Source organism: Citrobacter braakii (genome assembly GCF_009648935.1).
Taxonomy (GTDB): Bacteria; Pseudomonadota; Gammaproteobacteria; order Enterobacterales; family Enterobacteriaceae; genus Citrobacter; species Citrobacter braakii.
Window position 1 is genome coordinate 4,758,205 of the sequence record NZ_CP045771.1, and the last position, 12,554, is coordinate 4,770,758.

At 50.7% G+C, this 12,554-nt stretch carries 10 protein-coding genes; 4 read left to right on the forward strand and 6 right to left on the reverse strand.

Going from position 1 to position 12,554, the window contains the following annotated elements:
- Positions 1-60 precede the first annotated feature (60 nt).
- Positions 61-1,257 (reverse strand): multidrug efflux MFS transporter, encoded by a 1,197-nt coding sequence (locus tag GFC06_RS22480; protein ID WP_046275379.1) that lies wholly within the window; start codon positions 1,255-1,257, stop codon positions 61-63.
- A 301-nt stretch (positions 1,258-1,558) separates the two neighbouring features.
- Here GFC06_RS22480 and ddlA point away from each other — a divergent pair, with 301 nt between their 5' ends.
- Positions 1,559-2,653 (forward strand): D-alanine--D-alanine ligase, encoded by a 1,095-nt coding sequence (ddlA, locus tag GFC06_RS22485; protein WP_103766482.1) that lies wholly within the window; start codon positions 1,559-1,561, stop codon positions 2,651-2,653.
- Between the two features lie 25 nt (positions 2,654-2,678).
- Here ddlA and GFC06_RS22490 read toward each other — a convergent pair whose 3' ends face one another.
- On the reverse strand, positions 2,679-2,900 hold the full coding sequence (locus GFC06_RS22490) for a DUF2754 domain-containing protein (RefSeq protein ID WP_019076140.1): 222 nt from the start codon (positions 2,898-2,900) through the stop codon (positions 2,679-2,681).
- Between the two features lie 263 nt (positions 2,901-3,163).
- Between GFC06_RS22490 and GFC06_RS22495 the strand changes: the two genes are divergently transcribed.
- Positions 3,164-3,487 (forward strand): DUF2755 family protein, encoded by a 324-nt coding sequence (locus GFC06_RS22495; protein WP_016151998.1) that lies wholly within the window; start codon positions 3,164-3,166, stop codon positions 3,485-3,487.
- Here the strand turns inward: GFC06_RS22495 and GFC06_RS22500 are convergent.
- Positions 3,472-4,575 carry a DUF1615 domain-containing protein gene (locus tag GFC06_RS22500; RefSeq protein ID WP_153690679.1) on the reverse strand — a complete coding sequence of 368 codons (1,104 nt, stop codon included), beginning with the start codon at positions 4,573-4,575 and terminating at the stop codon, positions 3,472-3,474. The genes GFC06_RS22495 and GFC06_RS22500 overlap by 16 nt on opposite strands.
- Before the next feature lie 16 nt (positions 4,576-4,591).
- Positions 4,592-5,812, reverse strand: coding sequence for a peptide antibiotic transporter SbmA (gene sbmA / locus GFC06_RS22505; protein WP_049282012.1), 1,221 nt, complete (start codon positions 5,810-5,812; stop codon positions 4,592-4,594).
- A gap of 383 nt (positions 5,813-6,195) precedes the next feature.
- Between sbmA and ampH the strand changes: the two genes are divergently transcribed.
- Positions 6,196-7,353: a D-alanyl-D-alanine-carboxypeptidase/endopeptidase AmpH gene (gene ampH, locus GFC06_RS22510; protein ID WP_047497838.1), complete on the forward strand. Its 1,158-nt coding sequence runs from the start codon at positions 6,196-6,198 to the stop codon at positions 7,351-7,353.
- 1 nt (position 7,354) lies between these two features.
- On the opposite strand, the gene iprA is transcribed toward ampH, so the two are convergent.
- On the reverse strand, positions 7,355-7,978 hold the full coding sequence (iprA, locus tag GFC06_RS22515; RefSeq protein ID WP_047497841.1) for a hydrogen peroxide resistance inhibitor IprA: 624 nt from the start codon (positions 7,976-7,978) through the stop codon (positions 7,355-7,357).
- Positions 7,979-8,067: 89 nt separating this feature from the next.
- Complete coding sequence (gene ehaB / locus GFC06_RS22520; RefSeq protein ID WP_153690680.1) at positions 8,068-10,992, reverse strand: autotransporter adhesin EhaB; 2,925 nt, start codon at positions 10,990-10,992, stop codon at positions 8,068-8,070.
- 509 nt (positions 10,993-11,501) lie between these two features.
- Between ehaB and hemB the strand changes: the two genes are divergently transcribed.
- Positions 11,502-12,476, forward strand: coding sequence for a porphobilinogen synthase (hemB, locus tag GFC06_RS22525; protein ID WP_016151991.1), 975 nt, complete (start codon positions 11,502-11,504; stop codon positions 12,474-12,476).
- Positions 12,477-12,554 lie beyond the last annotated feature (78 nt).

Below are 12,554 nucleotides of genomic sequence, written 5' to 3' on the forward strand. Positions count from 1 at the left end.
ATATATAAATGCATAATGATGGATTAACAACGCTTGCGGGCAGCGTTGTTAATCAGATACTCAGCGTGCGCAGCGCCGACGTCGCAACGCGATAGCCAGTTGCCAGATGTTGATAAGCACAATGCACGCCGTGGCAATAAACACCCAGCGAAAGCCCGCCATTGCCGAAACCGTTGCCCCCATTAATGGCCCGGCTACGTTGCCGAGGTACATAAATGACTGGTTATAACCAAAAATGCGCCCGGTTATCTGGTCGCTGGAGTATTTTACCAGCAGCGTCTGCACCGCGGGCAACATCGCGCCGTCGGCAAAGCCGAGCAGAAAACGTAAGATCCCCAACTGCAACGGCGTAGTGACCCATGACATGGCGAAAAACAACACGACGGCGAAGATTAACGTTGCCATTAAAATCCGCTCGGTCCCAATACGATCGCCTAATTTACCTAGCCGGGGCGCAGAAATCAGCGCCGAGATGCCCGGAACCGAAGCAATCAGCCCGCTGAGAAAAGCAATATTAGAACTGTCTGGGACCATTGATTTAATAAACAGCGCCAGAATCGGCCCAATTGAGCCGTTACACAACTGGATCACCATCGTAGTAAAAAACAGGCTGATCACCAGCGCCGGATAAGGCAGCGAGGCAAAGACGGCCTTCCCGCTCAGGCGTTCGCTTTTTTTGATTGTCGGGCGCACACCTTCTTTGATTAAGAACAGCGTGACCAGAAAACTCACTACCAGCAAGGCCGCGGTAATACAGAATACCGCCCGTAAGCCAACGTGGTCGGCAATAAAGCCCCCCATCAGTGGTCCGCCAATAACGCCGCTAATTTGCGCCGTCGAGAGCGTACTCAGCGCCCACCCGCTGCGTTCGCGCGGAACCTGTGAGGCTACCAGCGCCATCGCATTGGGAATATAGCCAGACGTTAACCCCATGACCCCACGCAGCAGAAAAAGCTGCCAGACGTTAGTGGCAAAGGCCTGCAGTAAAATCGCAATCGCCATACCCAAAGAGGCCCGCAGCAGCATTAGCTTGCGTCCTTTACGGTCGGCTAAACTCCCCCACATCGGAGAGACGATGGCTGAAATCAGGAAGGTGACGCTAAACGTTAAGCCGGACCACATTGAGAGTGCTTCATGGGAGCTTACCCCCAGTTGGGAGATATAGAGCGGTAAAAAAGGCAGGATTTGGCTGATTGCCAGGCCGGTGAAAAAGCAACCGAACCATACGGAAATGAGGTTGACTCTCCAGGATTCCATAGGGACTCATAACGATAAGTAGCTGAAAACTGTGAGTAGCTTAACAAATTACTTAGCCAAATAAGGGTCCACAGGTGCGATATATCACAGTTTAGGATTTTATCTTCCCGCTCATCATATTTGTGATATACCTCACATCAACCCCACAATATCAGCAGGGGTTTATGCTCCGCGTCCGTTCTGCGCGTTTGCGCTTATCTGTTCCTCTGTTGCCCACCAAAACAATCTGCCAGAAGCCGAGGAAACCTGCGTTTTGTCGTGGTAATGTATGTGCTTTGCATTCATGGAATGGGTTTTTAAGATGGCAAAGTTGCGGGTAGGAATCGTATTTGGTGGTAAATCAGCGGAACATGAAGTGTCATTGCAATCGGCAAAAAATATTGTCGATGCCATCGACAAGACTCGCTTTGACGTTGTGCTGTTAGGTATTGATAAGCAAGGACAATGGCACATTAGCGATGCCAGTAACTATCTGCTCAATTCAGATGATCCAGCGCATATTGCGCTGCGTCCTTCCGCGACCAGCCTGGCTCAGGTCCCGGGTAAACAAGAGCACCAGTTGATCGATGCGCAAAACGGTCAGCCACTGCCAACGGTCGATGTTATTTTCCCGATCGTACACGGCACGTTGGGTGAAGATGGCTCTCTGCAGGGTATGCTGCGCGTGGCGAATCTGCCGTTCGTCGGTTCTGATGTCCTGGGTTCTGCGGCCTGTATGGATAAAGACGTGACCAAACGTCTACTGCGCGATGCCGGATTAAACATCGCGCCATTTATTACGCTCACTCGCGCTAATCGCAACCGCATCAGCTTTGCCGAGGTGGAATCCCGCCTTGGCCTGCCGCTGTTTGTGAAACCAGCCAACCAGGGCTCGTCCGTTGGCGTCAGTAAAGTGACCAGCGAAGCGCAATACGATCAGGCCGTCGCGCTGGCATTTGAATTCGACCATAAAGTCGTGGTGGAGCAAGGGATCAAGGGCCGCGAGATCGAATGCGCGGTGCTGGGCAACGATCAACCGCAGGCCAGTACCTGTGGCGAGATCGTGCTGAACAGTGATTTTTACGCTTACGACACCAAATACATTGACGATAACGGTGCCAAAGTGGTTGTTCCGGCAGCGATCGCACCGGAAGTTAACGATAAGATCCGCGACATTGCTATTCAGGCTTATCAGGCGCTGGGCTGCGCCGGTATGGCGCGCGTGGACGTTTTCTTAACCGCAGAGAACGATGTTGTGATCAATGAGATCAACACGCTGCCGGGCTTTACCAACATCAGCATGTATCCAAAATTGTGGCAGGCGAGCGGCTTAGGCTATACCGATTTGATCACTCGCCTGATCGAACTGGCGCTGGAACGTCATGCGGCGGATAGCGCGTTGAAAACCAGTATGTAAACCCGCCTGGATGCCTGATCGAGAGCTATTGGGCATCCTTTGCTTCTTCTTCATCTTCCACGCGGCGACGGATAATTAATCCGGCCAGCCAAAAGCTAATCACCCACGTCACCAACCCCACCGCATAGGTCTGCCATCCCTGCGCTTCAAAACCCAGTAAGCCGACCACACCGTTCAGAATAAAGATGAGCCCAATAGCGAAGGCATAGTAGTGCCAGTCTCGGCGAATTTTAACAGGCAGGTTCATAACGGCTCCGGTGGAAATACAACGTGAAAGCGCATCCTCGCACATTTCCTCATAGACGTCTGTGGCCTGTGCGGAATTTCTGAAATGTAACTTGATTTCACTTAAGGTTACTTAATTGTGACAATCAGCAAAAAACCGAGATCCAGGAATAATCTCTACCTGAAATTACCATCATTCTGATATTGACATTGCCGATCACCTGTCAGACTCACTGTCAGTTCCAGGCATCACGTCAAAAAAGCAGGTTATTTCCGGAGGTCTTTATGGCTGATTTTACGCTCTCAAAATCCCTGTTTAAGGGCAAGCATCGGGATACCTCCTCCCTGCCCGGCAACATTGCGTATGCCGTATTTGTGCTGTTTTGCTTTTGGGCAGGCGCGCAGGTTTTAAATCTGTTGGCCCACGCTCCCGGCATCTATGAACAGCTGATGCAGTTGCAAATGCAAGAGACAGGACGCCCACGAGTTGAAATTGGCTTAGGCGTCGGTACCCTTTTTGGGCTGGTCCCTTTCCTTGCCGGAAGTCTGATTCTTGGCGCCATCGCGGCATTCGTGCGCTGGCGCCGCCGTCATCATAACGATGACTGACCCATACATTTCGCCCGACGATCGTCCACGCGTTTCGCAAACCACGCGGTAGTCAGATTACGTGTAATCTTCGGGCTTTCCAGCTGAATGCCTGGCAGCATTTCACGGGGTAGCGCTTTCCCAGTCTTCGCTTCCGCCAGCTTATAGACCTTCTCGTACAGCGCGGTATCCTCAAAGGCCAGACTGTCACCTTTTTGCAGTTGGCGGTGGATCTCACTCTCGCTCATCCCCAGCTTCCCGGCCAGTTTACGTACCGCCAGCTCGGTTTTGCCCGGCTCGCTGCTGCCGTAGAGAATCAAATCACCATCCATCACCAGCTTCACTCCGCTGGCTTTACTGACCGCATTCTGGAAAGCTGCATTGCGGCTGGCATACCATCCCGCATTGAAATCGGCGAAACGGAAGATTGGCGCGCTGTAATTCGCCGGGTAGTTAAGCAGATGATACGTACCGAACCACAGCCCACCGCGGCGGCTGAACACTTCCTGACGAACTGTTCCGGCCATTTTCCACGGATACCCGTCGGCGTGCTGCTCGGCAAACGCGATACTGACCTGCATTGGCCCACCGGTATGTACCGGATTAAGCGAACCAAACAGCGTCTGCCCCATCGGTACCATATTGATAAAATCATCAAAAATGGCGCTAAGCTGTTTTTCCGTTTTCACCGTATCCAGACGCTCGCTGTAGCTTTTCCCCGTTGGCGAGTTAATCTTCAGTGCGGTATGCACCACAAACTGCGGGATATGCATACGCTCGGCGCGCCGGTCGATCTCTTTCCAGGCGATTTTACTTAAGTTTGGAACGGCCGGATCCGCCTGATAGTTTGACTCCTGTTGCGCGACCGCCAGCACCGAACAGATATTTTCAACCGTCGGCGCCAGCTTCTGGCTTTCAAACGTCTTCGCTAAATCCTGCGCCCATGCGTCCCGGTCTTTCACGCTGGCGGGCATTTTCTGGCGCACCACGCTCGCCACATCGACGGCTTTCTCCCCTTTTTTTAGCGGCTGCGCGGGTTGGCTACTACATCCCACCAGCACCAGAGCGGCCAGACCGGACAAGGGGTAAAGACGGGAAACCGTCGACATAACATCTCCTTTTTTATTAACTAAGCGTATGGGTAACTTCCTGAATATCCTGGCCATCAAGCTCACGTTCAAAGCTGCGCAGACGCTTATAAATAGACATCAGTTCGACTAACGTTGTCCAGGAGTTAATCAAATACTGGAACGAACCGCGCACCTGGCCAAACACGTTGGTGATTTGCGTCATCAGGCCGAGCGTAATCGTACCGGCAACAATCGACGGGAACAGCAGGAACAAGCCGAAAACGTTATCAACCTGCAGGTATAGAATGCGGGCGATATTGAAGTACATATAGTGAAAATAGAGGCGGAAGTAGTTCTGGCGCACCGCATGGAACAGTTCACGCACCGTCGGCGGGGTCGCACGATTAGCGTCATCTTCACCGTAAACCAGTTCTTTACGGTAGGCCGCTTCCACGCGCTGGTTTTTAAACTCCAGCCCCGGAAGTTTGATCCCGACTACCGCCAGCAAGCCGGTTCCCATCAGCGACCAGACAATCGCGGCAATCACCAGGCCATAAGGAACATGTCCAACAATGGGCAGGTCCGGCACATGGGCTGAGAGTGTGACCAGGACAGGTAAGAAGGCAATCAGCGTCATAATCGCATTGATAAAGCTGACCCCCATATTTTCAAGCGTGGAGGCAAAACGCATGGTATCTTCCTGCACACGCTGCGCCGCGCCTTCAATATGACGCAGATGCTGCCAGTGCGCCATATAGTGTTCGTTCATTGCGGTACGCCAGCGGAATACATAGTGGCTAACGAAGAAGTTGTTCATCACCCCAATGACCACGGCAATCAGCGCAATGCCAAGAAAGATGCCTACTTCATGATAGAACTGCTCAATCTTCACCTTATGCGGCGCACTCAACGCGGACTGAATCAGATCATAGAATGGCGCATACCAGGCGTTGACGGCGACGCCAACTTCAACCAGAAACCAGGTCACGAAAATAATCAGCGACGTGCCCAGTATGGACCAGTACTGCCAGCGGTGCGGGCTGTAGATAAACCAGAACAGCGCGAACACACCAACACAAAGGATGTAATACGCATAAAAAATCAGGTAATCCAGTGACCAGAATCGGGCCGCGCTAATCGGTACGTCTCCCGACGCGCCGGTAATATGCGCAACCCAGGCTCCCCCACCTCCTTGCCAGAATACAACGGCGACCAGTGCCCAAATAAATGCCGAAATAAAGAACGGCCCCGGCTTTGGGAAAAAAGACTTAAACATAGTGCTCTCCTGCTAACTTCTTATCGTTATGACGACTGCTGTGTATTTGCCACCGTGGAGTGCGGCGGCCAGACGGCTTACGCCCAAAAACACAAGCTGAAACCGACAAGTGTGACCAAAACCGCGGCACTTAGTTCGCACCCGGGTATGAAGAATTGTTTCTGTGATTTTCACACTCGACAACGTTCCAGCAAGTGCAGATTATCACAGCGTGAGATCACAAAAGCGAACATCCGTAATCCGGGAAACGCTCGCGTTTACTCATCGTTACGTTTTTCACACTATCATTGGCTGATAAGCGCTTTGCAATACGCCGATGAGTAGTATAAATACGCATACGCACGACATCCTTTTTCACTTTCTCTAACTCATGGACACCACCGTTGAAACGTAGTCTGCTTTTTTCTGCCGCGCTGTGTGCGGCGTCATTGACATCTGTCCAGGCGGCACAGCCTATAACCGATCCGGTCTTCGCCTCTGATATCGTCGATCGTTATGCCGACCATATATTTTACGGCAGCGGTGCTACGGGGATGGCGCTCGTGGTGATTGATGGTAACCAGCGCGTATTTCGCAGCTTCGGCGAAACACGCCCTGGCAATAACGTTCATCCGCAGCTGGATTCCGTTATTCGAATTGCCTCTATTACTAAATTAATGACCAGCGAAATGCTGGTGAAATTACTCGATCAGGGTACGGTTAAACTCAACGATCCATTGAGCAAATATGCGCCGCCTGGCGCGCGCGTGCCAACTTATCAGGGCACGCCGATTACGCTGGTGAATCTGGCGACGCATACCAGCGCGCTACCGCGCGAACAACCTGGCGGCGCGGCGAAGCGCCCAGTGTTTGTCTGGCCAACCCGTGAACAGCGCTGGAGCTATCTCTCAACCGCCACGCTTAAAACCGCACCGGGCTCGCAGGCTTCTTATTCCAACCTGGCGTTTGACCTGCTGGCCGATGCGCTAGGAACCGCATCCGGAAAGCCTTATCCGCAGCTGTTTGAAGAAAAAATTACCCGTCCGCTGGGGATGAAAGACACCACCTTTACCCCATCCCCCGATCAATGCAGACGCCTGATGGTCGCGGAAAAAGGCGCCAGTCCTTGCAACAATACCCTGGCGGCAATGGGCAGCGGCGGTGTTTATTCAACGCCCGGCGATATGATGCGCTGGATGCAGCAGTATCTCTCATCTGATTTTTACCATCGTAGCCAGCAGGCCGACCGTATGCAGACGCTGATTTATCAGCGTACGCAGTTAACCAAAGTGATAGGGATGGATGTTCCGGGTAGAGCCGATGCGCTGGGTTTGGGCTGGGTCTATATGGCGCCGAAGAATGGGCGACCAGGAATTATTCAAAAAACTGGTGGCGGCGGCGGCTTCATTACCTATATGGCGATGATCCCGCAGCAAAACGTCGGGGCATTTATCGTGGTGACCCGCTCTCCGCTAACCCGCTTTACCAATATGAGCGACGGTATCAACGATCTGGTTGCTGAGCTGAGCGGGAACAAACCGCAGGTTATTCCTGCATCCTGACTTAATACTCAAAAGGCAAACGGTTAATGCTCACCAGTTTGCCTTTATTCATTTCAATGTAACCACCTTTACGCAATGCCGCGAGAACCTCAGCGACAACTGAGCGTGAAATTCGCGTGCGTTGGTGAATATAGTTCATGACGCCGATACGCGAACGCAGTACGTCGTCCCATTTTGTCATGGATATCAGCGTCGCGCGGATCTGATCGTAGGAGTTATTGCCGATCAGTTGCAGATCGCGCAACTCAAACATGGAGTTTTGCCATGCCAGCCAGCAAAAGGCTTCACGCCAAAGCTGGCATTGTTCAATTATATTTATCGTTTGCGAAGCAGGCAGGTGGTATCCTGTACAATTACTTTCGGTTATTAATTTGTATTGTACATCTGTTTTCATCACGCCATCAGAAAGGCCCATAATAAAAGGTGCCTGTGCAATCCCGACCAGCACGCTTTCCCCTCTACGCAAGGAAACAACACCACTTAAAATAACGAAAGTATCATCACTATTAATATCACCGGAATAAATTATTTCTTTATCGTTCTCACACTCAAAGTGTTTACCATATTTCGCTAAACATTTATCAAGCTTACCAAACTCAAGAAGAGGTTTATTTGAAGATAGCATGTGCGCATTCCTTGCAATAAATGCCCGTCAAATCCGTGACGGGCATTATTCTAAATTAAATTACCTTTTATTTCTCTGCGAGAAAGTTGTTACCAGGTATATTTAACACCAACGTTTGCAGACCAGTCTTGATCGACATCACCGCCACCGAGGTAATTAGCATCGGTGTACGCGCTGAAGTTCTTGGTGAAGCTGAACTGAGTACCCAGCCCAACGCGTACCGCAGAACCTTCTACGCCGTTGTCGATAGAATCACCGTTTACATCAGAATCGTTGTTAGAGTCGTCGTAAACGTAGGCCAGTTTGAAGTACGGGGTCAGCGCCTGGTCATCGCTGTAGGCGAAGGTATAACCCGCATCTACACCAAGTTCATAACGCATGCTGTCATAAGACTGACCGTCAACTTTCATGTCGTTGCTCAGCTTATAGTCATCACCAGACTGGAACAGACCGGATACGCTACCGTAAGGGGTTACGTAACCTGCGTCACCCAGCTTCAGGTCATAACCCAGTTTCAAGCCAAAGCCCCAGGCATCAGAAGAGGTGCTGCCATCAACATACTGACCGTTGCTCATGCTGGCAGAAAGATCGTTGTTGAAGTGGGAGTAGCTTAAGTTACTGTCAACAAAGATGTTGTTCGCAAAACGAGCAGAAGAGTAGATATAGGCAGTCTGGCTATCCTGATCTACCTGACCGGTACGATCACTCATGTCACCTTTCGCGAAGCCTGCCGCAGCACCGACAATCCACTTAGCGTTGTTACCATCGATTTTGGAATCAACACCGACCATGATGCCGTTAACATCCTGATCATAGTTAATGTTGCCGTTATCCGCATCGAAGCTGCCGCCGAAGTAGCTCACCCATGCACCACCGTTATCTACCAGGCCATGACGCGCGTTAGTCAGACGAGTACCAACGGTGTCTTGTTCCAGGTTCCAGATATTGGTGTTGGCAGACGGAATGCTCAGCGCCATGTTCGCGTAGTCGGTCAGCTCCATCTGCTGCAGAACAACGGTGTTACCCTGCTGCTGAGCCTGATAGGTGTAAGCACCCAGGTCTGCTTTGTTGGCTGCAGAGAAGGTTGCGGTGCTGTTCGTGTCGTTAACGTAGATCAGCTCGTTACCGTTGTAATCAGCAACAGAACCTGCGCCAGTGGCGTTATCGATGCGAACTTTATAGTTACCGGTTGCCGCTGCTACCTGATCACCGTAGTTATCAACTTCAGACTGATCGCCTGAGGTGTCGGAATCGCCGTTACCGTTGATAGTCAGATGACCATCAGAGTTCATCGCGATCACGCCATAACCGTAGTTAGCCTGGCGCGTATCGTTGGTACGATCGTTGGTCAGGTCAGCATTCAACACATAGTTAGCGCTGTTGATGTCGAAAACACCCGCATTAACATGGTTGTAAGCGTCGGTGTAGCTGGTCAGATTCAGGGTATCAACCTGCAGCGCGTTTCCGGTGCTGTTGCCCACATCCAGAACGCCGTTGTTGGTGACGTTAATGGTATTGGCATACAGCGCGGCATTAAGCACATTCCAGCCTGCAGAGACATCATCAGCAATCGTTACGGTACTGTTGTCAATAGACAGCGTATTAGTCGCAACACGACCATCTTCATTGATGTTCAGTGCGGAAGCACCGGTCAGAGAGATGGAGTCAGAAACCAGCGCAGAATCACCCACGTTGACAACGGAACCGCTGTTGATGCTCAGAGTGTCAATCAGAGAAGTTTTGGTGGTATCCCACTGGGAAGCGCCGTTCAGCGTCACGTTGAACAGACCGCTCTGATAAACGGTATTGCCAACCACATGACCATTTTCGTCATAAGAGGTTGTGTCGCTATCGATACCGTAGGTTGAAGAAGGCCACAGGCTGTTGGCAGCGATATCAATCAGCGTAGCGGTGGCTTCAGTGCCCTCAGCATAGCTTTCGTAAACGCCATCACCATCAACGTCAACCTGATGGACGGACATTGCCGCACCAACCCACTTGCTGCCGTGGTTCAGGGTCAGATCCAGACGGTCAGTACCATCCCAGCCGTTGGTATCCAGATCGGCATCGGTATCACGGTATGTATCAGCACCGTTCGGGAAGAAGTTCTCATCAAAGTTGCTGGAGAACAGCACATCGCCCATCAGCGTAGCGTTATCAAACGTGGCGGTGGTCTGCATCGCGTTATCTGCATCGGGATGAGCAATAACCGCCAATGCGATATCATTCGCGTTCCAACCGTTACCGTTGTAGTCGCTCGCATTGCTGGTGTTACCAAACCAGCCGGATCTTCCTTCATCAGACCAGGAACCGGAGGTCAGGGTAGAGTCGGTAACAGCGATAGTGTTGTTAAACACTTCGCCGCTGTTTACGCCGGTGATGACGGTATTATCGTCAATATCTTCCCACTCATAACCTTGAGTCAGGGTAATACCCGCAACGTGAGAGTTGTTGGTGATAGACAGATCAACTTCTTGATCCAGAGTGATAGCCGTACCCAGGTTATAAACGTCGACAACGTGCGTATCAGCCACGTCATTATAGGTACCGTTGTAGGTATAATGTTCGTAGTTGTCATCGATAGTAGAATTGATGACGTTCATCGCCAGACGATCGTAGTAATAGTCGGTACCCGTACGGTTAGTACAATCCGTGGTCATACATTCGGATGTCACCATACCGTGAATGGTACTGTTTTTAATCGTCAGGCTGTTATAATTGCCGTTGGTTGACAGTCCATCATCCAGATAATAAGTAGAAATAACGCCGTTGACAGTAGCGTTATTGATTACCGGATAAATATCACCGTTATAAATACTATCAGTGCCGTAATTGTTCCAACCGACATAGCCATCGAAGTAAACGTCATCAACATGTGATGCGTCATTATAATGGGTGAACGTTGTGTACGTCGTCCCAGAAATATCAGTAGAAGCATTCGCCTGAGAAGTGATTGCCAAAGTACAGGCTAATGCTAATTGTGAGACTACAAGTTTCTTTTTCCAAGTGTGCATTTGTCATCCCTCCTCAGGGACGTAATATAGTTGATCCATCAATTATCAATGCAAAGAAAACATTTTATGTTTCGCGGGGACGATTATGCGGTTTCACAAAGGAAAGGTTCAATTATTCTTTGCTAGTCGTCCGAAACCGGACAACACTACGAATACCCTCGCCTCTGACACAAAAGACAAAAAAACTCATTCTTTCAATGAAATATCTCACAAGACATTTCTGAAGCATATAATTAATAAATAACTCACCACTCACCCAAACAAATAAACAATAAATGAAATGGAATTATTTCAAGATCTATAAAAATAAACGCATCGATATTTAAAATAATAAAATAGAAACAAACAAAATAATGAATATGAATAATTTGCCATAAATGTGAATAAATTGCTCTAATGATTCAGCCTTCCACCATGGAAAATCCAGATATAACGCCAACTTTCGTAAACCACCCACCCTCAGGTTCGGGTATACTACGGCCTTCGATTCCACAAACATCAGGCATACCATGACAGACCTAATCCAACGCCCTCGCCGCCTGCGCAAATCACCTGCGCTGCGCGCTATGTTTGAAGAGACAACACTCAGCTTAAATGACCTGGTGTTGCCGATCTTTGTTGAAGAAGAACTCGACGATTACAAAGCTATCGAGGCCATGCCCGGCGTGATGCGCATTCCAGAGAAGCATCTGGCGCGCGAAATTGAACGCATTGCTAATGCAGGCATCCGCTCGGTTATGACCTTCGGCATTTCTCATCACACCGATGACACCGGCAGCGATGCCTGGAAAGAAGACGGTCTGGTGGCGCGCATGTCGCGTATCTGTAAGCAGACCGTACCGGAGATGATCGTCATGTCCGACACCTGCTTCTGTGAATACACCTCGCACGGTCACTGCGGCGTATTATGCGAGCACGGCGTTGATAACGATTTAACCCTTGCCAACCTCGGCAAACAGGCGGTCGTTGCCGCCGCTGCGGGCGCAGATTTCATCGCCCCTTCCGCCGCAATGGACGGCCAGGTGCAGGCGATTCGCCAGGCGCTGGATGCCGCGGGCTTTACCGATACCGCGATCATGTCCTACTCCACCAAATTTGCCTCTTCTTTCTATGGCCCATTCCGTGAAGCCGCAGGTACCGCGCTGAAGGGCGATCGTAAAACCTATCAGATGAACCCGATGAACCGTCGGGAAGCGATCCGCGAATCGCTGCTGGATGAAGCCCAGGGCGCAGACTGCCTGATGGTCAAACCGGCTGGCGCATACCTCGATATTCTGCGCGATATCCGCGAGCGCACCGAGCTGCCGATTGGCGCTTATCAGGTCAGCGGTGAATACGCGATGATCAAGTTTGCAGCCCTCGCGGGTGCAATAGATGAAGAGAAAGTGGTGCTGGAAAGCTTAGGCTCGATCAAACGCGCTGGCGCGGATCTGATCTTCAGCTACTTCGCACTGGATCTGGCTGAGAAAAAAATCCTGCGCTAATCACTTTGTTGCCTAATGACGGCTTCGCTTTACCGGACCTACAGGTCGTAGGCCCGGTAAATGAAGCGTCTCCGATAA